16 protein-coding genes are annotated in these 23,879 nt (G+C 35.1%); 5 read left to right on the forward strand and 11 right to left on the reverse strand.

Annotated features, from left to right (window positions below):
- Window positions 1-54 precede the first annotated feature (54 nt).
- The 8 genes from GFU89_RS11745 to GFU89_RS11780 form a co-directional block, all read right to left on the reverse strand.
- A complete protein-coding gene (locus tag GFU89_RS11745) occupies window positions 55-960 on the reverse strand; it encodes a GYDIA family GHMP kinase (RefSeq protein ID WP_318847299.1) in 906 nt (301 codons plus the stop codon).
- A gap of 10 nt (window positions 961-970) precedes the next feature.
- A complete protein-coding gene (gene fabD / locus GFU89_RS11750) occupies window positions 971-1,846 on the reverse strand; it encodes an ACP S-malonyltransferase (protein ID WP_318847300.1) in 876 nt (291 codons plus the stop codon).
- A 71-nt stretch (window positions 1,847-1,917) separates the two neighbouring features.
- The gene (locus tag GFU89_RS11755; protein WP_318847301.1) at window positions 1,918-3,876 is read right to left on the reverse strand and encodes a LysM peptidoglycan-binding domain-containing protein; all 1,959 of its coding nucleotides are present in this window, start codon (window positions 3,874-3,876) and stop codon (window positions 1,918-1,920) included.
- A gap of 38 nt (window positions 3,877-3,914) precedes the next feature.
- Window positions 3,915-5,501 (reverse strand): bacillithiol biosynthesis cysteine-adding enzyme BshC, encoded by a 1,587-nt coding sequence (gene bshC / locus GFU89_RS11760; RefSeq protein ID WP_318847302.1) that lies wholly within the window; start codon window positions 5,499-5,501, stop codon window positions 3,915-3,917.
- A gap of 12 nt (window positions 5,502-5,513) precedes the next feature.
- Complete coding sequence (locus GFU89_RS11765) at window positions 5,514-7,451, reverse strand: putative porin (RefSeq protein ID WP_318847303.1); 1,938 nt, start codon at window positions 7,449-7,451, stop codon at window positions 5,514-5,516.
- Between the two features lie 93 nt (window positions 7,452-7,544).
- Window positions 7,545-8,348, reverse strand: a complete 804-nt coding sequence (locus GFU89_RS11770) for a hypothetical protein (protein WP_318847304.1) — start codon at window positions 8,346-8,348, stop codon at window positions 7,545-7,547.
- A 22-nt stretch (window positions 8,349-8,370) separates the two neighbouring features.
- Window positions 8,371-9,855, reverse strand: coding sequence for a RagB/SusD family nutrient uptake outer membrane protein (locus tag GFU89_RS11775; protein WP_318847305.1), 1,485 nt, complete (start codon window positions 9,853-9,855; stop codon window positions 8,371-8,373).
- An 11-nt stretch (window positions 9,856-9,866) separates the two neighbouring features.
- Window positions 9,867-12,740, reverse strand: coding sequence for a SusC/RagA family TonB-linked outer membrane protein (locus GFU89_RS11780; RefSeq protein WP_318847306.1), 2,874 nt, complete (start codon window positions 12,738-12,740; stop codon window positions 9,867-9,869).
- Between the two features lie 908 nt (window positions 12,741-13,648).
- Between GFU89_RS11780 and GFU89_RS11785 the strand changes: the two genes are divergently transcribed.
- Window positions 13,649-14,317, forward strand: a complete 669-nt coding sequence (locus GFU89_RS11785; protein WP_318847307.1) for a hypothetical protein — start codon at window positions 13,649-13,651, stop codon at window positions 14,315-14,317.
- 144 nt (window positions 14,318-14,461) lie between these two features.
- On the opposite strand, the gene infB is transcribed toward GFU89_RS11785, so the two are convergent.
- From infB to rimP, 3 genes are all read right to left on the reverse strand, one after another.
- Window positions 14,462-17,440 carry a translation initiation factor IF-2 gene (gene infB / locus GFU89_RS11790; protein ID WP_318847308.1) on the reverse strand — a complete coding sequence of 993 codons (2,979 nt, stop codon included), beginning with the start codon at window positions 17,438-17,440 and terminating at the stop codon, window positions 14,462-14,464.
- 76 nt (window positions 17,441-17,516) lie between these two features.
- Entirely contained in the window at window positions 17,517-18,752 is a 1,236-nt protein-coding gene (gene nusA, locus GFU89_RS11795; protein ID WP_318847309.1) for a transcription termination factor NusA, read from the reverse strand.
- 16 nt (window positions 18,753-18,768) lie between these two features.
- A complete protein-coding gene (rimP, locus tag GFU89_RS11800; RefSeq protein WP_255813581.1) occupies window positions 18,769-19,236 on the reverse strand; it encodes a ribosome assembly cofactor RimP in 468 nt (155 codons plus the stop codon).
- A gap of 215 nt (window positions 19,237-19,451) precedes the next feature.
- Here rimP and GFU89_RS11805 point away from each other — a divergent pair, with 215 nt between their 5' ends.
- From GFU89_RS11805 to GFU89_RS11820, 4 genes are all read left to right on the forward strand, one after another.
- Window positions 19,452-20,765, forward strand: coding sequence for a UDP-glucose/GDP-mannose dehydrogenase family protein (locus GFU89_RS11805; protein ID WP_318847310.1), 1,314 nt, complete (start codon window positions 19,452-19,454; stop codon window positions 20,763-20,765).
- Between the two features lie 4 nt (window positions 20,766-20,769).
- Entirely contained in the window at window positions 20,770-21,849 is a 1,080-nt protein-coding gene (gene rfbB / locus GFU89_RS11810; protein WP_318847311.1) for a dTDP-glucose 4,6-dehydratase, read from the forward strand.
- Window positions 21,850-21,965: 116 nt separating this feature from the next.
- Window positions 21,966-22,829, forward strand: a complete 864-nt coding sequence (rfbA, locus tag GFU89_RS11815) for a glucose-1-phosphate thymidylyltransferase RfbA (RefSeq protein WP_318847312.1) — start codon at window positions 21,966-21,968, stop codon at window positions 22,827-22,829.
- 174 nt (window positions 22,830-23,003) lie between these two features.
- The gene (locus GFU89_RS11820; RefSeq protein ID WP_318847313.1) at window positions 23,004-23,852 is read left to right on the forward strand and encodes an ABC transporter permease; all 849 of its coding nucleotides are present in this window, start codon (window positions 23,004-23,006) and stop codon (window positions 23,850-23,852) included.
- Window positions 23,853-23,879: the final 27 nt, after the last annotated feature.

Here is a 23,879-nt window from a genome sequence, read left to right on the forward strand (position 1 = left end):
TATACTGATATAAGTCAGAATGACAAATAAAAAAACAGGATCGTAAGGGTTTGATTATAAATTAATTATATTTTCCCAGTCAAAAATAGTTGTAAAACCTTTCTCCCAAAAATAGTCTTTAAAGCCCCCAAATTTGGCACTCATTACAAAATCTCCCCCCCATGCGCCCAAACTTTTGACAAAAGAAGGGCAATCTGAGAAGAACTTCTCCTTAACTGTGGATATTTCAAGAAAATCAGCAATTTTACGCTCATGAATCATCATTAATTCGGAAAAATTTTCCAATTCACTGCATAACAATATTTTTTTTGTGATATCTGAAAATTCACCAACCAATTCCGGAGACTTCTTTTTTGATTTATAAAAGTTGATTCCTTCTCTGCTATCCTGTTTCTGATTTAAATGAATAAAAATCAATTCATTTTTAAAAGAAGGATTGAAATCAACCTTCTCATATTTAATCTCAGGTTTACTTTGGAAAAGGACTGCAGATTTTTCTTTTGCAACGGCAATATCATATCCACTGCCTCCCAAACTGATTGTATTAAGATAAAAAGGATCTATTTCAGCCCATTCTGCAAGATTGTTCATTAAAGTAGAACTGCTTCCAAGGCCATAGTCTGCAGGAAACTGAAGATTGGTCTTTAAATGGTAAGTAAGATTGGTCTTGAATTTAGTAGTAGAAAGCTGCTGAACATTTTTTAATGTTTTGACAATAAACTCAGCGCTTGATGGAATGTTGGTTTCTAGGATCTGCCAGTTTTCATAGTCAATGACAGCTTTCAACCATAATGTATTCTGATGATAGGCTTCCCAAAGAATAAGTGACTTGCCATCTTCTTTTTCTTCAAAGAAAAACTCTTGTCCCAGCTTGGTAGGTACCGCTAAGACAAGAGCTCCATCAATTGCGAAATATTCTGAAGTAAGCATAAGCTTGCCCGGTGAAAATATCGCGTTCATATATTTTTAATTAGATTGCAGAAACTGCATCTACTGATCCGTCAATTTTTTTGATCAATCCCTGAAGAGTTTTTCCTGGTCCTACTTCTACAAAGTTGGATGCCCCATCTTTAATCATATTCTGAACAGACTGAGTCCATTTTACAGGACCGGTAAGCTGAGCGATCAGATTTTGTTTGATCTCGTCAGGATTCGTTACCGCTGTTGTAGTGATATTCTGATATACAGGAATAGTTGCTTTTCTGAATTTTGTTTTTTCGATAGCGGCTGCCAGTCTTTCCTGTGCAGGCTGCATCAATGGTGAATGGAAAGCTCCGTTTACCGGTAATAACAATGCTCTTTTAGCTCCTGCTTCTTTCAGTTTTACACAAGCTTCTTCTACTGCTGGTGTTTCTCCTGAGATTACCAATTGTCCTGGGCAGTTATAATTTGCCGGAACAACGATTCCGCTGATCTGTGCACAAATTTCTTCAACCTTAGCATCATCTAATCCTAAGATAGCAGCCATAGAACTAGGATTGGCATCACAAGCTGCCTGCATCGCTTTTGCTCTTTCGGAAACTAATTTCAAACCGTCATCAAAGGATAAAACTCCGTTGGCAACCAAAGCTGAAAACTCTCCTAAAGAGTGTCCTGCAACCATTTCAGCACCAAGACCGTTTACGGCTTTTAATGCTGCTACTGAATGTATAAATATTGAAGGCTGGGTAACCTCTGTTTTTTTAAGATCTGCATCCGTTCCGTTAAACATAATGGAAAGAATGTCGAAACCTAAAATTTCATTGGCAGATTCCATCAGATCTTTAATATCTTTTCTAGAATCATACAATTCTTTTCCCATTCCTACGAACTGAGAACCCTGCCCTGGAAATACAAGTGCTTTCATGTATTGAATTAAATATTATGCAAATATAACTATAATGTTAACAATATTCTTTTAAAGAGCTATAAATCATGTTAAGGTACCAGCCTGATTACTCTGTAACCGGTGTTTACATAAGCACCATTAGCTTTAGATTTTACAAACTCAAATTTTGTAGCAAGCTGAGTCTGAACTTTATTCATCTGCTTAAAGATCTCGCCTTTTTTATTTTCTCTGGTTAACATGTCGTTTACTACATCAAAACCTACGATAGCATATTTTGGAGGAGTTTTACAGTATTTGCTTTTGTAAGCAGCCAGAATTTCTTTTTCAAAACCACCTTCTGTATTGATCTTTCTGTCCATCAGATATACCAGACTTGCCTGGCTCAGCTCGTCAACTTTCTTCTCAAAAGTCGGAGAATAGAACATACTGAATGCTTTCACGCCTTGTACTTCCTTAGAAATAGCAATAATTCTATTAGCAAAAGCATCTCCTGCTGCATTATCATCATTAGCCAAAATAGCAATAACCGGTGCAGACTGACCTGTCATCATATTCTGATCTGGCTGAATATCTGCCGGAGAATTAACAATAATGACATTAGGGTTTTTCACTGCTTTTTCAAGCCCTGCTTTGATATAATTGGCATTTTCTTTCTTAGCATCTGCCACTACATATATTTTCTGATCAGAATAAATTCCTTTTACTTCTTCTACAATCTTATCAGCATACGTCTGATTGTTGGTTTCAACAATAATAAGATTACTGTAGTTATATAATTCCGGAGTGTTGGCAAATGGTGCTACAATCGGGATTTTCTGATTTTTGGTAAAATCAAGAACATCAATTACATTAGATTTAAAGAAAGGCCCGATAATAAGATCTGTATTGTCCGGATTGATTTGCGTCAAAGAGTTTTTGAATGACGCTTCATTTCCTGAATCTACGATTTTAATATCCAGTTTTTGTCCGCCTCTGGCATTTCTTTCAATAGCAAGTTTAGCTCCTGTTAAGAAGTCAAGTGCCATTGTTCTGTACTGGGTTTCGTTTGTACTGTACCCGAATGGAAGCATTAGGATCACGCTAAGAGCATCACCGTTTTTCTTAATGTATGCTGCATCCTGCTTTTTGATCTTTAAAACCATTCCGGTTTTCAACCCATGAGAAAGGTCCGGGTTAAGAGCAATAAGTTCATCTATAGAAACACCGAATTTATTCACGATGGAAAATACAGTATCTCCTTGTTGAACGGTATAGGTTACGTAATCGTCTCCTGCAGCAACATTGGAAGAGGCAGTCGATTTTTCGTTACCTGAATCCATTTTTGCTTTTGGATTTGCCGGCTCAGCAACGCTATCCGTATTTGTATTAGTATTGGATGTTTTTATTTTAATGGTTTCACCAGGTTTAAGTCCTTTTTCTTCCAATCCTGGATTTAAAGCATAAAGATCCTGCTGGCTTATTCCAAACTGTTTTGTAATTCTGTAATAATTATCTTTAGTCTGAATCACATAAGATTCTCCTTCTACAGCTGTTGTAGGAGTAGTGGTTGTTATTGTTTTTTCAACAGGAGATTCAATATGTTTTTCTGTTGTTACAGCCTGTTGAGTCCCTCCATATTTTTTAATACTGGCAAGAGGTAATGCAATCTCATCTCCGATTTTCATATGAGAATCCAGTTCAGGATTCAGTTTTCTCAAATCAGTTTCAGAAATTCTGTATTGTTTTGTGATGCCATAGATCGTTTGCTTTGGCTGCAAAACAATTTTCCCCACAGAAGAAGCACTTGTGTTTGAAGTTACTTTTTCTACTGGAGCTGGTTTGGTGGCAACCGGAGTGGCAGTTTTTTCTGATTTTATAGTTAAAACATCTCCGATAGCTAGTTTACCATCTTTATTTTTTGGGTTTAGCTTCAGCAATTCATCTACAGTCATTCCATACTTTTTGGCAATGTTGTAAGGATTATCACCTTGCACAACCGTATGTGATTTCTGGGCTGAAACTCCCAAAACCATACATAAACTGGATAGAATAAAAAACCTCTTTATCATATTCGATAATTATAATTTACAAAAATACTTCTTTAAAATTAAATGGCAACAATTATTAATTTGGAATCTTGAACCACCATTTCTTCCAAACAATTTTCAAGCCATGAATAGCCATAATCTGAAAAGAATACACTAAAATTATAGACTCTCTCCTGCCATGTTTTGGCTGGGTGAACATCTAAAAACAGATTTTCAAGCCTTTCCAGCAATTCATTTTGTTTTATTTTCTCAGCATGAAGCAGACGTTTTTTCATCCTTTTAAATGATTTTAATTGTCGTACTTCTTCTGCTTTTACCATATTTCCGAAAGATTTCTCAGTAGTTTCTGCTGAAGTTCTCAACGCTGAAAAATTACTAATCAACAGTTCTTCTTTCTCATCAAGTAATTGTAAAATCGGATTGTCTTTTAAAATTTTATGATTGGTAAGTACAGTGAAATTCTGGAAAAAATCTTCTATTTTAAGATCCAATTTCTCAATCTTCCCTAATGTTTTCTCTTTCAGGAAAAGCATGGAGTTTCTTGGAATCAGTATAGGGAAAGGAATATTAATTTTTGAAAAGTAGTCTTTCAGTTCCAGCCAGTACATGATTTCGGCATTTCCTCCAATATAAGCCAGGTTCGGAAGTACATTTTCCTGATATACCGGACGCATTAATGCATTGGGACTGAATTTTTCAGGGTGATTTTCCAATTCAGCCAGGATTTCTTCTTCTGTAAACTGAGTCGTTTTATCTACGATGATATATTTCTGTCCGTTAAATTCTATTCTGTCTCTGGTTTCAGAAAGATAGAAAAGGTTAATCTCGCGGGGATTCACCTGAACTTTCCCATATTTTTCTGTCAGAAAATCTACTTTATTCTTAGATGCTTTCTGTAAACCAAAGTGAAGAAGTTCATCTTTAAAGATCTCCTTCATTTGATTTTTAAGTTCTTTAGAGTCTCCATCTAAAATCAAAAGCCCAAATTCTGAAAAAAGGCGATTAACAAGAATCTTAATTGCCTCCGTTAAAGTGTTTCCTACTTTATAAGCTTCTTTCATCATTAAGATCAGCTCGGTTCCAAAAATAGAATCTTTGAATTCTTTTTCAAATTCAGAAATAAAATAGGTATCACTGATCTGAATTCTTCCAACCGGACCTCCTGATTTCTCATTGGTCTCGTAATAATTATTCTCGGTTTTAAAATGATTGATCTCTGCGAAATCATGATCTTCTGAAGCCATCCAATATACCGGAACGAAATTAAAATCCGGGAAATTTTCTTTCAGATAGGTACATGTCTTTATTGTCTGAAGAATTTTATAGACAAAGAAAACAGGTCCCAAAAACAGATTCAACTGATGTCCCGTTGTAATGGTAAATGTATTGGGTAGTTTAAGATTTTCAAGATTCTCTCTCTGCTTTGAAGATAGGGACAAGCTTGAAAGCTGTTCTTCGAATACCTCAGATAAAACTTCTCTCTTCTCTGATGAAAAAGAGTCTTTTTTCAAATGTATCTGTTGTTTAAAGTGATCTAAAGAAAATGTATTATTTTCAAAACCCTCAATTTTCTGATTTAAAAAATCTTTTACTAACTGAGGAATACTTTCTATATCGTTGAATGATATTTTATTTATTGTTTTCAACTTGTACAGTTTTTAGTTGAACAAATACCACACGATTCCGATGTTCAATCTGAAATCATATACCGGATAATGTGGAAATGCATATGCTTTGTTATTGGAAATAACAGTTCCTATCTGCTGACCTTCTATGAAAAAGAACATTTTTTTCACTTTCATATTAATATAAATATCGGCGATAGGCTGTCCTCCAATTGAAAATGAATCTGCTCTGGGAAGGATATATTCATTAAGAACAGGGAAATAATCTCTTGATGCAAACTTAGAGAAGTAATATACTTTAATACCTGCCTGAATTTCTGCTGCTTTTTTGAATGCCTGTGTCTGGTAGAAGAAATTGGCTCTACCAATAAAGCTTGGCATAGGAAGCAGTTCTTTATTCGTTAAGGTATTTTGGAAATGTACCCTTGTATTCAGATGGAATTTATTGAAGCTGAATGTAGCATCACCTCCGATCTGAGAGATATTCACAGAATTATCACTTTGCTTCGGATTTCCGTTGCTGTCAAAATAAGTAAAGTTATCTATTCTGAAATAGTTGGCGAAAATCTCTGTTTTAAACCATTTCAAATTGATGCTTCCTCCCACTTCCATTACAGACTGGTTCTTTGCATTTTCAAGATAATAATTGAAATTATTGTAAACAGAAGTATTCAACAAATAATTGAATGAAGGATAAGCACTTTGAAAGTTTACTTTGGCATTAACAAAATAATCCTTAATAGGCTCAAACTTCAGGTTATTGGTTGTTTTAAGGTAGCTTTTAAATTGGCTTCCGTTTGAAAATTCAAGGAATGAGTTCAGCTGGATTTTATCCCAAAGTTTTACATGTAAATTTCCCACGGCTCCAATTCTGTTTTCTTTAAGCTCGCCAGGAAAAGGAACATTATTAAGAGCAACAACATCTCTTATTCCCAATTTGATCATCTGATAACGTACACCGGCGTCCAGTTTGAATTTCTCATTATTAAAAACCAAGCTTACCGTATTGCTAAAGTTTTCAGAATATTTTTTTGTAGTCAATGGAAAACCATCAACCAATTCAGTAGGAGCATCATACCAATAGGACTCCAACCCTGACTGGTTATAATAATATTTATTTCCCTGATGAGAAATAATATGTCTTATGCTGAAAGGAAATTTCCCGGAATTGAATGGAGTGAACTGGTGGCTCAGGTAGTATCTTCTGTAAGAAAACTGCGAGCTGCTGGATACCAGATTCACCTGTGCATTTTGCCTGTTGCTATAATTACTGTCACCATTCATAAAAAGATTATCTTCAGTAATACCCCCACTTTCCTGATTGTTTACATTCTGGTGAAGATAATGAGCGAAGATTTCATAATTTCCACTTTTTGAAATATAGTGCCCTGAAAATAAAGTATTGTTATTCGCTGCTAATGAGTTTCGGTAAAGTCCCTGAGAACGAAGTCCCATATATTCAAGAGCAAAATTGAATCTTTTTCCGATATTCTGGGTGTAAGTAGATGTTAAAGCAGCCCCGTTTCGCATTGCATTATGATAAACAAATGTAGCGGTAGGTGTTTTTACATCATAGTATTTCACATCATTTGCCCCAATGATCATATAAGATTTATTGGATGGCAGTAAAGAAAGGTTCTGCTCATCATTCACCTCAAACACAAGAGGATTGAATCCTGATCCTATATTGGCAGTCTGTACTCTCCCGAAGTTATCTTTATTATTTTGTTGTGAAAAGATATAGGTTTTATCAAAAGTCATTACGGTATCAAAAACTTTCTTTTCAGAAAACTGAGTCTGATACAGGTAATCATTAATAGTGGGCTTGAAAATTTTCAGGGAATCTTTTTTCCCGGAATCTATTACAAGAGTGTCTTCTTTTTTAGATTGAGGCTTTGTATCAGCTTTATTAACGACCTGAGCCCTGGCTACAAAACTTAAAGAGAAGAGTATGAAAAGGATGTACTTCATTATTCATTATTGTACAGCAAAAATAAGAAATAAAAGGACACAAAAAACCCCACAAAAAATGTGGGGTTTGAGATATTTTTATTAGAAAAAATTTTAGTTTTTCACTAGGACCAATTTTTGACCACTAGCAGTCCCAGCAGGACCTGAGAAAGTAAGAGCAGAAATATTTATACCACTAGTACAAAAGTTAACTGTCCCTGTACCCGTTAGTGACATACTACCTGTCGGCGCGTCATAAAGAAAAGGTTGATTGGAAGCTACTGTGATATTACCATTATTCTGAACAGTAACAAGCATGTAAGATGTAGTCGGGTTGCTAATATAAGGATTGTTGGTTGACAATATCTTAAATTGGTTAGCAGCAGGACCTGGCTGTATAGTAATCATGTCTCCTGGTGAATAATCTTCCCAAGTATCTGTTACAACCTTATACGTTCCTGTGAAACCTGACATATTAAATGGACATTCTAATGAATAGCTCAATGTATGAGTTTGATTGAACGTAGCATTAGGCACTGACGAAGAAATCTTAAAAGTAATCTTTTTTTGTGTTTCCAGAGCACCACTTTCTAATAATTGAATTTTAAAGCTTCCAACCTTTTGTCCAGCAGGAAGATTATCCGTTTTATTTAGAATCTTAAAATCAACACCTTCTACTGCTGTAGAATTAGCGGCATCAACAGCAATTTTCACTTCTGTATTTTGCCTTGCTTCACTTAAAGTGGTATATACTACTGCAACCTCTCTAGATGTTGTTCCTTTTACTACTGTTGCCTCAGAGCTTTCAGCACCAAAACTCACAAAATTATCACCGTCATATACTGCATCGTCTCTCTCTGAACAAGCAGAGATCATTAATGCAAAAAGGGGAATACTTAAATATTTTAAAATTTTCATAGCTAAAATTCGCTTTTAATTATTAATAACCAGGGTTTTGTTGCACTTGAGGATTTAAATTAATCTCTTGAACTGGGATAGGCAATGTATACTTATGACTATTGTTCGGAAGGTTGGTAACCGTAACAACATCATCTGTTTGGTTTCTATCCATAGTAACACCTGCTGCAGTAGCCAATCTTTTTAAATCTATATATCTGTGCCCTTCTAACGCAAGATCTACTCTTCTCTCTTTCAAAATATCAGCATAAGCAGCTGTAGATGAAGCATATACCGGAAGAGGAGCTGTTCCACTGTTATATCTTTTCGCTCTTACTTGTTGAATTAATGTTGCTGCACCTGTAAAATTATTAGCAGCTGTTTCACATTCCGCTAAGATGAAATACATTTCTGACAATCTAAATACTTTTAAATCATTTCTTGTAGCAGCACTTGTTTTACCAGGGTATTTATCTACTACCAGTTGATCAGTATCTCTAGGAGAAGTACTTGTTAAATAATTAGGATCAATTAGAGATGAAGGATCAACATATACTGATCTTCTAACATCACCTGGAGTTGTATTAATGATATTAAATAGGTTTCTTCCTAAAGCCCACATTGGATTTCCTGTAATACTAGAACTGTTGGTATTCCATCTTGTTCCAATTGAACTTCCGTTTCCTGTAGCCAACCTGTTTAACGCAAAAATAATTTCTCCTCTTGCAGTATCATTCCACATTGTTGGATATGCTGAAGCAGCTGTTAATGACAACCCAGCATTAGACACTACATCCTGTGCATATTGCTTAGCTAAAGTTGTATTCCCCCTATAAAGATTAAACCTTGCAGAAACAGCATTTACAAATCCCTTATCTACATAATATCTACCTGTTGGAGTATTATAAGCTAATATTCCTCTCGCATAGTCTAAATCTGCATTAATAAAATCATAAACATCTTGATTTTTGCTTCTTGGAAGCTTTACGTCAATCAAGGGAACATCTTTTAGAAGCAAAACACCTAAACCGTTTGCATCTTTCATATCCTGAGCGAAATAAGTTTCCAATTGAAGATAACAGAAAGCTCTTATCGCTCTCGCCTGCGCAATTATTGAATTATATTGAGCTACTTCACTAGCAGCTGGAGTAACTTGTGCTGCACCAGCAATTAACCTGTTTACACGATTAATTACCAAATAATGCTGTGCCCAAATTCCAGTTGTCAAGCCTGTTGTAGGATCTATAAAATAACGGTGTATTTCATATTCCTGACCACCACTACCTGCTCCTGGCTTTACTTCGTCAGTAAATACTGCAGAGAAATAGATATCATTATTGGTATCCATGTTGGCATACACAGATCCAACTAAATAATCATTAAGATTCGATACACTTGTAAATAAAGTTGCATCATCCAGTAACCCAGGCTGCTCTATATCAATGGCATCCTTACAACTGTTTAAAGTAAAACCAACTGACGATAGACATACTGCTATCACTAATGCTTTTTTATATATTTTATTCATTTTTTCTTTTTTTAAAAATCTACATTAACCCCTATAGAATATGTTTTTGGATTTGGATATACGTTAAGTGAATACGTTGTAATCGGCTCCACATCAAAACCTTTCCATCCTGTGAAAGTATATATGTTCTCAGCTTGTGCAAAAACCTTAATAGAATTAATTGGCAAATTACCTAATATTTTTTTGCTGAAAGTATATCCAACGCTTACATTCTTCAATCTAACAAAATCAGACTTGAAAAGGAATCTATCAGAAGAACCTTCTAATGTTGAATTCACAGCTGATAAACTTGGCACTGTGGCGTTCGTATTGTTTGGAGTCCAAGCATTTAGCAAATCAGCTGAAACGTTAAGTCCAGAAGCTGCATAAGAAGGATTCATTACCCAAGAATATAAGTTATCATAGATATATCCTCCTTTCTGATAAGAAAATAAGGCGTCTACAAAGAACCCATCATGTTGGAAATTAAATCCAAATCCACCTGTATATTTAGGCATAGGGCTTTTTCCTGTAAGTCTTCTATCACCAGCAGTTGGTGTTTGAGTTACATTTCCATTGATATCTAAGAATAACTGTTCTCCGTTAGCTGGATTAACCCCTAAATAAGGATAAAGCTGCCATTGATCTGCAGGCCCTCCAACACCGTCAACAAAATCACCTGTAAGGTCATTAGCTTCCATGCTGATAATCTTGTTAGAGTTATAACCCATATTTGCAAATACAGATAATTTAGTACTACCTTTTCTTAATACATGGACTCTTAAAGATCCTTCAACTCCTTTATTATCCATTACACCATTATTACCTCTTAGAGAACCTTGACCTGTAACATAAGTTACTGGGATAGAATTGAATAATCGCGATGTTCTTTTGTGATAATAGTCAAATGTACCTTCTACTAAACCTTTGTAGTTGAAATCTACTCCCAAATCAAGTTGTTTCACCTGTTCCCATTGTAAATTCTTGTTACCAAGGTTTGCCAAATAATATCCTGGTAAGCTTTGGTAAGCAGGCGCTGTAGTAGGGTTTGGTCCATTATAATCTAAATATGAAGAAGGGCCTACTGTTAACACATTGGTATTATTAGCTACAGTAAATAAATTTTGATTACCCGTTGTTCCAATAGAAGCTCTAAGTTTTAATAAATTAAATCCTGAACCTTCCATAAAGCTTTCCTGATCAACATTCCACCTTCCTGCTACAGACCAGAAAGTTTCCCATCTGTTGTCTTTCGGGAATCTATATGAACCGTCTCTTCTTATAACCCCAGACACCCCATACTTTCCTTTGTAGTCATAATCTACAGTTCCAAAATAGGCTAGCGTTCCTGCAGTAACTTTCAACGCACTTGCAGAAGGGCGGTAGATATTTGGTGTAGCTGGGTTGAAAGGAACATAACCGGTTCCTGCACCGAATTCCCAAACTAAAGGATCAAGACCGTTCTGCTGTTGAGTATAACTTTGCCAGTTTACTTTAATATAATCCAGATAAGCAGCAGCAGTAATAGTATGATCACCAAATGAATGGTTATACGTAATATTTGTAGTAGTATTAAAAGTTAAATCATTTACAGTGTTAAATTGTTCAAATCCACCATATTTTGCTCCTTGCCCTGCAGCTACAACTAAAGATAAATAACCGTTTGCTGCTCTTGCAAATTGTCTTTGATAATTTTTATAATCAACACCCGTTCTGTTTCCAATACTCAAATCTGATGTAAGTTTGTAATTAGCACTTACGTTAGCTGTTAAGCTGGTTTCCGTAAACTGGTTTCTAATACCTCCCATGATATTATCATAAAGAATATATGCTCCGTTTCCGTTACCACTTGCCTGTCCAATCTGATTGAATAACCCTAATCCGTTGGTAAATGTAGGTGCCGCTAAATAAGGTGCGGAAAGCACTGTTCCAAATAGAGGATTTTGTACAGTATTTCCATTAATAGCAGTATTGGTTTCGTCGTCTAACTGATTTCTTTTTGAAAATCCTAGTCCTAAGATTGCACCAAAGGTTAATCTTCCATCGCTACTTTTTCCATTAAGGTTATTTCTTAGAGTAAATCTTTTGAAATCCGTTCCACGAATGTTACCTTCACTATCAACATATCCTAAAGAAACAAAGTTGCTTATATTTTCTCCACCTGCACTAACAGAGAGTGTATGTTGCTGGCTCATTCCAACTCTGGAAAACAGGTTTCTCCAATCTGTATTAGTAGTATAATTATCTATATCATTTTGAGACATAGTAGCACCTTTTCCTCCACCTGCATTCTTCTGAACCTGTAATAGTTCTCTTCCGGAAGACATATTGTAATCCGTTTTTGGCAAAGCAGAAAAGGAAGTTAATGCATCGTAGGAAATTCTAAGCTTTGAATTGAACTTACCTCCTTTAGTAGTGATTACTACAACTCCGTTCGCAGCTCTGTTACCATAAATTGCAGTAGCCTGAGCATCTTTTAGAATACTAAACGTGTCAATATCATTAGGGTTTAAGTTTCTAAACTGTGACCCCGATGTAATGATCCCGTCAATAACATACAAAGGATCTGTAGAACCATTTAATGAACTAAGTCCTCTGATGATAATATTGAACTTACCAGAACCTGGGGATCCAGATGCTGAGTTCGCCACAATACCTGGTGCTGTACCCTGTATAGAGTTAAGAACAGAAATATTTGGTCTATTCTCTAATGTTTCAGAACCAATGGTTACTGAAGAAGCACTAGATTTAGCCTTAGTAGATGTCTTGCTATAACCTAACACAACAATTTCTTCAATTTTCTGTTCTTTGTCTTTTTTAGAACCTGTCGTATCTTTTTGAGCAAATACTACCTGCCCTGTGAAAAATAACACACCGGCTGTCAGTACACGTAATTTAACATTCATATTAACAAATTTTAATATATTTAATGGGCAAATATGTTAATAAATATTAACATCTACAAATTAAACCTCCGTTTAAACTATGCTTTTTTTTAATATTTCATTTAAATTCTACACAAATCAAATAAGATTCCATAATAATAGATAGTTTTTATTAAGTGAAAATTATTTTTTTCACGCTTTAAATTCATTTTAACAAATTATTAATAAGTTAAAATTTATTATTTAGAATAATTATAAATTAAATAGGTTTGAAAAATAAAAAATACCCTTTATAAAAAAGTGGTTTTCACCTATTTAGGATATAATTATTTATTTTTTTATTGACAGTTATTTTTTTTTATTAAACTTTAAAAATATCTCAAATTTTGGTGTTATGGTAGCCTTCCAGATTTAAACCACATCATAAACCTTTAGTCATCCATTTAATAATATCTTGAAACATTCCAAACTTTGAAACTTTACACAAAAATTTAATTATTATATTTCTCAGCTCTTAAAGTTTCTAAAGTCTATTCCTGAAAGAAATATACATCCGGCAGTTGGTCCTGTTTTAGAGATTTAAATATTTATTTAATTTCTAAAAATTTAACCATCTATGTCAATATCATAATAATGAATAGCAAATTCAAAAAAAGAAAATCAAGTATTAAAATTGTATAAAAAAGTTAAATTTGGCTAAAACCCTTTATTAATTTAACTTTCCTGACTCTGATGTTTTAAAGCGTATGAAACTGTACATTGCCAATGGAATTATCTTTTTCGTTGATAGATCTATCTACAATGAGATTTATATATGACATAAAAATAATTTAACAAAACTAAAGTCTATCTGACAGTATTCATCATTTTTTATTAACTTTACAATAAATAACTAATTAACCGTAAAAATATTTAGAAATAACTTAAAAATGAAAAAAATACTATCTATCGCTCTATTTTTACCATTTGTATTTGTAGATGCTCAACAATCTTTAAATATAAATAATATAACCGGCAGTCAATCCGTCTTTGAAAGTGTAGCTTCAGGAACCGGAGCTCCTTTAAAATATGAAGATATACAAGGTTCTCCGTATCAATCACCATTGTTCCAAAAAGCTTCAGTTGGAGAAAAATACGGAAATATAGATGTAAGATATAACGCTTACACTGATGATATAGAATTTCTAAACAATGGAAAGACTGAAGTTTTACCTAAACAAGATGATTTTACCAGAATTGAGGTACTTTCGTCTAAACAAGCTTTTGTTTACTTTAAAAGCAGTACGGAGCCGAAAGGTTATCTTACTGAAATAGCAAAAGGAAAAAATTCGGCATATAAAAAAGAAAAAGTTACTTTTAAAGATGCTACTGTTGCTTCTAATGGCTATCAAACAGGAAAACCTGCCATGTTTATAAAACAAGATCCTATTTATTATCTGAAGACAGCTTCAGGAAATATGAATAAAGTCTCATCATTAAAAAAGATAACAGAACTTTTCCCAGAAAAAGAGAAAGAGTATAATACATACATTAAGTCTAATAATTTAAAATTTAATGATGCTGATATAGCTAAACTAGTAGCTTTTATCAATCAATAATTAGAAATTAATTTTCAATACAAGAGTTTTTCTAATTCTCACAACTTGTAAATAATTTAAGTAATACTATAAAAAAATCCATCTCACAAGTGAGATGGATTTTTTTATAGTTACGAATATTTAGTTTCAAGACTAATACTCATATTATTTCAGTTTCTTCTTAACCGCTACTTCTTCGTATACCTCAAGAATATCTCCGATTTCGATATCATTATAACCTTTCAGGTTCAGACCACATTCGTAGCCTTTTGTGACTTCTTTAACATCGTCTTTGAAACGCTTCAAGCTTTCAAGTTCACCATCAAATTTAACAATACCGTCTCTCAACAAACGTACTCTCGACTGTCTTGTAACTTTTCCAGTAAGAACCATACATCCGGCAATTGAACCAACTTTAGAAATCTTGAATACCTCACGGATTTCAACATTACCAATTACCTGCTCCTGAATTTCAGGAGAAAGCATTCCTTCCATTGCTTCTTTTACCTCATCAATTGCTTTATAGATTACAGAATATGTTCTGATCTCAATTTCCTCACGATCTGCAAGCTCTTTTGCATTAGCTCCAGCTCTCACGTTGAATCCAATGATAATAGCATCAGATGCTGCCGCCAAGTTGATATCAGACTCCGTAATCTGTCCTACACCTGAGTGAAGAATTTTTACGCTGATTTCTTCTGTAGACAATCTTTGTAACTGATCAGAAAGTGCTTCCACAGAACCATCCACGTCACCTTTAAGAATAATATTCAATTCCTTGAATTCTCCTAAAGCAATACGTCTACCTAATTCTTCAAGTGTTGTATGTTTTTTCGTTCTAATAGAAAGTTCTCTCTGAAGTTGTTCTCTCTTATTTGCAATAGCTTTACCTTCACTTTCGTCAGCATATACACGGAATTTATCACCAGCTGTAGGTGCTCCGTCTAAACCTAAGATTGTTGCAGGAATTGAAGGACCAGCCTCCGTAAGGTTTTTCCCTCTTTCATCAAGCAAAGCTTTTACTTTACCATGATTTTTACCTGCTACCACATAGTCTCCTACTTTTAAGGTTCCAGTTTGTACCAACATTGTAGCAACATAACCTCTACCTTTATCCAGAGATGCTTCAATAACAACACCATTTGCAGAACGTTCAGGGTTCGCTTTTAGTTCAAGCATTTCAGCTTGTAATAAAACTTTCTCCAATAATACGTCTACATTATTACCAAACTTAGCTGAAATCTCCTGAGCCTGAACATTTCCTCCCCACTCTTCCACTAAAACCGGAGGGTTTAAACCTGAAAGTTGTTGACGGATATTATCAGGGTTTGCATTTGGTTTATCAACCTTATTGATCGCAATAATCATAGGAACTTGTGCAGCTTGGGCGTGAGCAATAGCTTCTTTTGTCTGTGGCATTACATCATCATCAGCAGCAATTACAATAATTGCAATATCTGTGATCTGTGCACCTCTAGCTCTCATTGCCGTAAAGGCTTCGTGACCAGGAGTATCTAAGAATGTAATTCTCTGACCGTTTTCCAGTTTCACATTATAAGCACCAATGTGCTGGGTAATACCTCCGGATTCACCGGCAATTACGTTAGTTTTTCTAACATAATCCAATAATGAAGTTTTACCGTGGTCAACGTGTCCCATTACAGTAACTACTGGCGCTCTTGAAACTAAGCTTTCTTCAGTATCAATTTCATCTTCGCTGTCTGTCTCTTCAAGATCAGCATCCGAGAATTCAATTTTATAACCAAACTCATCTGCCACCAATAATAAAGTATCAGCTTCAAGTCTTTGGTTCATGGTAACCATTACACCTAATGAGAAACAAGCAGAGATTACTTCAGTTGGAGAAACATTCATCAAACTTGCCAATTCACCTACAGTGATGAATTCTGTTACTTTAAGAGTTCTGTCTTGTGCTTCAAGCTCCTGCTGACGCTCATCCTGCTCTCTACGGAAAGTTCTTTTGTCCTTTCTATGTTTTGCAGATTTAGATTTACCTCCTTTGTTAGTAAGTTTTTCTAATGTTTCTTTAATCTGATTTTTAACTTGCTCGTCAGTTAGCTCAACTGGCATAACTCTTTGTCCAGGTCTGTTGTTAGGGCCTCCTTTTTTGAAGCCGCCACCACCTTGACCTTGAGGACGATTTCCACCCCCTTGGTTATTCCCAAAACGGTTTCCACCCTGACCTCCTTGACCTTGAGGGCGATTTCCTTGTCCTCCCTGACCTTGACGGTTACCACCTTGTCCACCATTATTCTGCGGACGGTTTCCTTGGCCTTGACCTTGTCCACCTTGGTTGTTATTATTTCCTGAGTTTTGATTATTCCCCTGACCTTGTTGGTTATTTGGGCCACCAGGTTTTTCAATTCTCTTTCTTTTCTTTTTTGCTCCAGAACCTGGTTTTGGTGCAAATTGAGTCAAGTCAATCTTTTCCCCAACGATCTTAGGACCGTCAAGTTTTTGATAAACTGTCTCAATTTTCTGAGGCTCCTGAGATTCAGGCTCAGCCTCTACTTTTGGAGTTTCCACTTTTTTCTCCACTACAACAGCGGGTTTAGGAGTTTCTTTTACTGGTTCCACAGGTTTAACTTCTTCTTTTTTCTCCTCCATTTTTGGCTTGTCTTTTTTCACAGGTCTGTTTCTAGATTCTATTTGAGACAAATCAATTTTATCCAAAACTTTGAATTCCTGTTTTTCAGGAGCTGCTTTCACTTCCGGTTGTTCTTCTTTCACGATTTCTTCTTTCTTTTCTTCAACCGGTGTAGCAACAGGAGCCACAGGAGCTGCAGGAGCTTCCTCAACTTCAGGCTTCTTAGGTTCTAAATCTATTTTACCTAAAATTCTAGTTTCTGGTTTATTTGCTTTAGCTCTTATCACTTCAGGGGTTTTCTTTTCTTCAATTTCCAGTTTTTCTTCCGGAACTTTAGTGATCACCACCTCATGGGAAGCCTTTCTTTGTTCGCCATCCTTAGCAAACTCAGCCTCCAATGCAGAATATGCCGATTCTTCCAATTGAGCGTTAGGATTGCTTTCAACCACGAAACCCCTTGACTGTAAAAATTCTACTAATCTGGACATCGAAATATTGAATTCCTTAACCGCTTTATTTAATCTAATTTTTGGCATCTATATTATTTACTGTTTTTTAATTTTTAAAATTAAAGTATTTCCTTTTTACTGTTTATTAAAATTTATTTAAATTTTAATCTTCAAATTCTTCTCTCAAAACACGTTTCACCTCTTCGATTGTTTCTTCTTCAAGGTCTACCATATTTAAAAGACTTTCAGTTTCTTTATCTAATACTGATTTTGCAGTTGTAAGTCCTACTTTCTTAAACTCATCCAAAATCCACTGCTCGATATCGTCATTAAATTCTCTCAATTCAACATCGTCATCCTCGCTGGACTCTCTGTATACATCAATTTCATATCCTGACAACCAAGAAGCCAGTCTAATATTCTGTCCTTGTTTTCCAATTACTTTAGAAATCTCTTCAACAGGAGTATATACTAATGCATAGTTTTGCTCCTCATTGATGTCAATTTTATTGATGGTAACATTTCCTAAAGCTCTCTTCACCAAAATCTCAGGGTTTTTAGACCACTGAATAACATCGATGTTTTCATTTCTCAACTCTCTTACAACCCCGTGAATTCTAGATCCTTTAACACCTACACAGGCACCTACCGGATCAATTCTGTCATCATAAGCATCTACTGCAATCTTCGCCTTTTCACCAGGAATTCTTACTACCTTTTTCAGCATAATTGTTCCGTCCTGGATCTCAGGAATTTCCAGCTCTAATAATTTCTCAAGGAATTTAGGTGCAGTTCTGGAAATAATAATCTGTGGTTTAGAACCTTTAAAGTCTACTGTTTCAACAATAGCTCTGATATTCTCACCCTTTTTAAAGAAATCGGATGGGATCTGGTTTTCTTTTGGTAAAATAAATTCATTTCCTTCATCATCCAACAAAATCACGTGCTTGTGACGGATATGGTGAACTTCCCCTACAACAATTTCCCCAATTTTATCTCTAAACTGCTCATACAGCATTGCATTATTGTGCTCCTGAAGTTTCGTAGCCAAAATCTGCTTAAGGGTAAGAATATTTCTTCTTCCCAATTGTGCCACAGGAATTTCCATTGTAAAGTCCTCACCTACTTCGAAGGTAGGGTCAATCTTCTTTGCTTCAGAAATTTCAATTTCCAAATCATCATCTTCAGACATTTCGTCCTCTACAATTGTTTTATTTAAAAATATCTGAAAATCTCCTTTATCCGGGTTTACAATCACATCAAAATGATCATCTGAGTCAAATCTTTTTCTCAAAAGAGTCTTCAGTGAATCTTCAATAATTGCCATAAGATCAATTTTACTGATCCCCTTTTCGTCTTTAAAATCACCAAAGGATTCAATCAACGCTATATTATCCATCTATTCTTTTTTCTTTTTAAAATTTAATTACTACTAACGCTTTTTTGATCTCGGAGTAAGAAATCTCTTTCTCCTCTTCTACATCTACTTTCCCTTTTCCGATATCTTTCGGCTTGCGGTAACGTAAAGTAAGTGTGATCTTCTCATCATCTACTTTTGACAATTCTCCTTCTATTTTAGAAGAATCCTCCAGCATCACCTCAATTTCTCTCCCAATATTTTTACCGAACTGTCTTGGTGTGGATAATGGCTCGCTCAATCCAGCAGACATCACCTGAAGGCTGAAGTCATGCTCTTCACGATCCATATTGAATTCTATTGCACGGCTTGCATCAAGGCAGTCCTGCAGTGAAACTCCATTATCACCATCTAAAATCACTGTAATATCATCCCCTGCAGAAATTTTAAGATCTATCAGAAACAGATCTTTTCTGGTCTCAAGGAATTCATTTAATAATTCATCAATTCTTTTTCTAAACTCCATATAATTTTATCTTGATTTACAGTACGAAAAAAGGCTTTCTTCCGAAGCCTTCCCATTTTTTCCCGTAAATCCATTGCAAATATACGCATTTTTTCTAAAAACACAAAATTATCTTAAGTATCAAGCAAATAGCGCCAGATTCATTTACAATAAATTAAAGGAATATGTCACAGGATTTTTATTACTTTTGTCTCTAGAATTTAAAAACAAACATTTTGAATATAACGATTGTAGGAACAGGTTATGTAGGATTAGTTACAGGAACTACTCTGGCAGAACTTGGCAATTCAGTATACTGTGTTGATATTGATGAAAAAAAAGTAGAAGGTTTGAAAAACGGCGTTGTTCCCATCTATGAGCCGAACCTTGAAGAAATGTTTTTAAGAAACATCCAATCTGAAAGATTATTTTTCACGACCGATCTTAAAGAAGCCTTAGACAAAAGCGAAGTCATATATCTTGCATTACCGACTCCTCCAGGAGAAGACGGTTCGGCAGATTTATCTTATGTACTTCATGTAGCCAATAATATTGGTGAGCTGATGACAGAATATAAAGTTATTGTCAATAAAAGTACCGTTCCCGTAGGAACTGCAGACAGGGTAAGAGAAACAATTTCATCTAAAACCCAACTCCCTTTTGACGTAGTTTCAAATCCTGAATTTTTAAGAGAAGGTTTTGCCGTGGAAGACTCTATGAATCCCTCAAGAGTAGTTGTAGGCGCCAGCTCAGAAAGGGCAAAAGACATCATGTCTAAAATTTACCAGCCTTTTACCAATACAGGAATCCCGATCATCTTTATGGATGAGAAATCATCAGAACTTACAAAATATGCAGCGAACTCTTTTTTAGCAGTAAAGATTACCTTTATGAATGAAATTGCCAACTACTGTGAAAAAGTAGGTGCAGATGTAGACAAGGTAAGACTCGGAATGGGTAGTGATGACAGAATTGGGCATAGGTTCTTATTCCCTGGAATAGGATATGGAGGAAGCTGTTTTCCTAAAGATGTAAAAGCTCTTATAAAATCCGGAAAACAGGAAGATTTTAATTTTCAGATTCTTGAAGCTACTGAAAATGTAAATACCACTCAAAAAGTAATTCTGGTATCTGAAATTGAAAAATATTTCGGAGGAAATATAGAAGGAAAGAAAATTGCCATGTGGGGACTTGCCTTCAAAGCAAATACAGATGACATCAGAGAAGCTTCATCTTTAGACAACATTGCTCTTTTATTAGAAAAAGGTGCTGAGATTATAGCGTATGATGCTGTTGCAGAAAGCAATGTTCAGAAACTTATTGGCGACAAAATACAATATGCCAAGGGAATGTATGATGCACTGGAAGATGTTGACGCATTATTTATTGCTACAGAATGGCCTGAGTTCAAAAATCCAAACTTTGAACTTATGGCGAAAAAAATGAAAAATAAAGTCATTTTTGACGGCAGAAATATGTATCCGCTGGAAATCCCTGAACAAAATGGATTTCATTATAAAAGTATAGGAAGAAAGACCATCTCAAAATAAATAAATGAAAAACATTATCATTACAGGAGGCGCCGGCTTCATTGGCTCCCATGTTGTAAGAGAATTTGTAAAGAACAACCCGGATATTACGATCATCAACCTTGATGCTCTTACCTATGCCGGAAATCTGGAAAACTTAAAGGACATAGAAAATGAGCCTAATTATGTTTTCGAAAAAGCAGACATCACGCAACCTGAAGAACTTAGAAAAGTTTTTGAAAAATACAATCCTGATGCTGTAGTACATTTAGCCGCAGAAAGTCATGTGGACAGAAGTATTACCGATCCAATGGCGTTCATCAACACCAATGTAAACGGAACAGCTAATCTTCTGAATCTTTGTAAAGAGTTTTGGACATTAAATCCTGATCATACTCATGGCAGATTCCCAGATGAAAAAAGAACAAACCTTTTTTACCATATTTCAACTGATGAAGTATATGGAAGTTTAGGGGAAACAGGATTCTTTTTAGAAACAACTTCATATGACCCTCAATCTCCGTATTCTGCGTCAAAAGCAGCTTCTGACCATTTGGTAAGAGCTTATGGAAACACATATGGAATGCCGTTCATCGTTTCCAACTGTTCAAATAATTACGGACCCAATCACTTTCCTGAAAAACTGATCCCTCTTTGTATCTCAAATATTATCAACGAAAGGCCTCTTCCTATTTACGGTGACGGAAAATACACCAGAGACTGGTTATTTGTAATTGATCACGCCAAAGCGATTCATCAAATCTTTATGGAAGCAAAAACTGGTGAGACTTATAATATCGGAGGATTCAATGAGTGGCAGAATATTGATCTTGTAAAGGAACTCATCAAGCAAATGGATGCTAAACTTGAAAAACCGGAAGGTTATTCTGAAAAACTGATTACGTTTGTAAAAGACAGACCAGGCCACGACAAACGTTACGCTATTGATGCAACAAAACTAAATAAAGATTTAGGATGGAAACCGTCAGTAACCTTTGAAGAAGGATTGGGTAAAACAATTGACTGGTATCTTGAAAACAAAGAGTGGCTTGAAAATGTAACTTCAGGAAACTATCAGGATTATTATAGCAAGCAATACAACTAATCACCCAGCTATTGAGAGAAAATAAAGAACACTCTTATTCTTTAATGATCATCTATAAATAGCAAAAGAAATTCAACTTACAACACAAAAGAAATAAGCGTAATACGCACCACCAAATGAAAGGAATAATATTAGCCGGAGGATCCGGAACAAGACTTTACCCTCTAACTATTGCAGTAAGTAAGCAACTGATGCCTGTTTACGACAAACCCATGATCTACTATCCTCTTTCCACACTTCTTTTAGCAGGGATCAAGGATATTCTTATTATCACGACTCCACATGACCAAGCTGGTTTTATCAAGCTTCTGGGCGACGGTTCTCAAATCGGCTGTAATATAGAATACATTGTACAGCCAAGCCCCGATGGTTTAGCACAGGCATTTATTTTGGGTGACCAGTTTATTGGCAATGATTCTGCCGCACTGGTACTGGGCGATAATATTTTCTACGGTTCCGAAATGGGAACTTTACTAAAAAATAAAACCAATCCGGATGGAGGAGTTGTTTTTGCCTATCACGTTGCGGACCCGGAAAGATATGGTGTTGTAGAATTTGACAAAGACTTAAAGGCTGTTTCTATTGAAGAAAAACCTCTAAACCCAAAGTCAAATTATGCCGTACCTGGTCTTTATTTTTATGATAATAATGTAGTAGAAATCGCTAAAAATATCCAACCTTCTGCAAGAGGCGAACTGGAGATTACTGATATCAACAATGTCTATTTAAAAAACGAAAAGCTTGAAGTTGCTGTTCTGGACAGAGGTACTGCATGGCTGGACACCGGAACTTTTGATTCTCTTCATGATGCTTCAGAATTTGTAAGTGTTATTGAAAAAAGACAAGGATTTAAAATCGGATGCATTGAAGAAATTGCATTCAGAAATAAATTCATTAATGAAGAGAAACTTCTTGAAACCGCTGCTAAATATGGCAAAAGTGGCTATGGTGAATACCTGAAACAACTTATTGGTAAATAACAAATACAATTCATAAAAATCATAGACTATTGGCTTTATAGCCAATAGTTTTTGTTCATACCACCAAATATCAATATATTAGTTGTTGCTTTTTAGTTTTATTTATCATGAAAATTTATAAACTAAAAGATATGGTAAGAATTAATTATTATAAATTTGCAAAAACTTACACAGATGAATGAACCACAACAGAAGTGGACTGAGACGATTGATGCAGATCATTCGTTATTTGACTTGAAGCTAAAGGAAGTCTGGAAATACAAAGATCTTGTTTATATGTTTGTAAAAAGAGACTTTATATCCAGTTTTAAGCAGACTATTTTAGGACCTATATGGTTTTTTATCAATCCCATTCTAACAACAATCGTATATCTGGTTATTTTTGGAAGAATTGCCAAGCTCCCAACAGATGGAGCACCACCTCTTCTTTTTTATCTGGCTGGGGTCACTCTTTGGAATTATTTTTCTTCTTCTTTACTGGCAACATCTTCCACTTTTACTGGAAATGCCGGAATTTTCGGAAAGGTTTATTTTCCAAGACTGGTCACTCCACTTTCTATTGTCATTTCTAACCTTATGAGGTTTGGAGTGCAGTTTATTTTATTTATCCTTGCCTGGGCTTATTATTACTATAAAGGTGAAGCTCATCCTAATATCTGGATCCTTGCAACTCCATTTCTCATACTTCTGATGGCACTTTTCGCATTAGGTGTTGGAATGATATTTTCTTCACTTACTACAAAATATAAAGATTTGGCAATGCTGTTAGGTTTTGGGGTAAGTTTATACATGTATGCTACACCTGTGATTTACCCGGTATCTTCATTGCCAGGGTTCTTTAAAAAATTAGCTTATTACAACCCATTGACAGGTATTTTTGAATGTTTCAAATATGCGTGGATCGGTGTGGGAGATTTCTCCCCTGCCATGCTTGGAATCAGTACCGGCATTATTCTTATCCTTTTAATGATAGGAATTGTTATCTTCAATAAAGTTGAAAAGAGCTTTATGGATACTGTATAGTGTTTACTAGTACCTTATTATTAATTT

Source organism: Chryseobacterium sp. JV558 (assembly GCF_033712365.1).
In the GTDB taxonomy this organism is placed as follows: Bacteria; Bacteroidota; Bacteroidia; order Flavobacteriales; family Weeksellaceae; genus Chryseobacterium.

Bases quoted from the DNA above. Each gene is read 5' to 3' on its own strand.
- GFU89_RS11745 (WP_318847299.1), bottom strand. From the start codon at position 960: ATGAACGCGATATTTTCACCGGGCAAGCTTATGCTTACTTCAGAATAT.
- fabD (WP_318847300.1), bottom strand. From the start codon at position 1,846: ATGAAAGCACTTGTATTTCCAGGGCAGGGTTCTCAGTTCGTAGGAATG.
- GFU89_RS11755 (WP_318847301.1), bottom strand. From the start codon at position 3,876: ATGATAAAGAGGTTTTTTATTCTATCCAGTTTATGTATGGTTTTGGGA.
- GFU89_RS11765 (WP_318847303.1), bottom strand. From the start codon at position 7,451: ATGAAGTACATCCTTTTCATACTCTTCTCTTTAAGTTTTGTAGCCAGG.
- GFU89_RS11770 (WP_318847304.1), bottom strand. From the start codon at position 8,348: ATGAAAATTTTAAAATATTTAAGTATTCCCCTTTTTGCATTAATGATC.
- GFU89_RS11775 (WP_318847305.1), bottom strand. From the start codon at position 9,855: ATGAATAAAATATATAAAAAAGCATTAGTGATAGCAGTATGTCTATCG.
- GFU89_RS11780 (WP_318847306.1), bottom strand. From the start codon at position 12,740: ATGAATGTTAAATTACGTGTACTGACAGCCGGTGTGTTATTTTTCACA.
- GFU89_RS11785 (WP_318847307.1), top strand. From the start codon at position 13,649: ATGAAAAAAATACTATCTATCGCTCTATTTTTACCATTTGTATTTGTA.
- infB (WP_318847308.1), bottom strand. From the start codon at position 17,440: ATGCCAAAAATTAGATTAAATAAAGCGGTTAAGGAATTCAATATTTCG.
- nusA (WP_318847309.1), bottom strand. From the start codon at position 18,752: ATGGATAATATAGCGTTGATTGAATCCTTTGGTGATTTTAAAGACGAA.
- rimP (WP_255813581.1), bottom strand. From the start codon at position 19,236: ATGGAGTTTAGAAAAAGAATTGATGAATTATTAAATGAATTCCTTGAG.
- rfbB (WP_318847311.1), top strand. From the start codon at position 20,770: ATGAAAAACATTATCATTACAGGAGGCGCCGGCTTCATTGGCTCCCAT.
- rfbA (WP_318847312.1), top strand. From the start codon at position 21,966: ATGAAAGGAATAATATTAGCCGGAGGATCCGGAACAAGACTTTACCCT.
- GFU89_RS11820 (WP_318847313.1), top strand. From the start codon at position 23,004: ATGAATGAACCACAACAGAAGTGGACTGAGACGATTGATGCAGATCAT.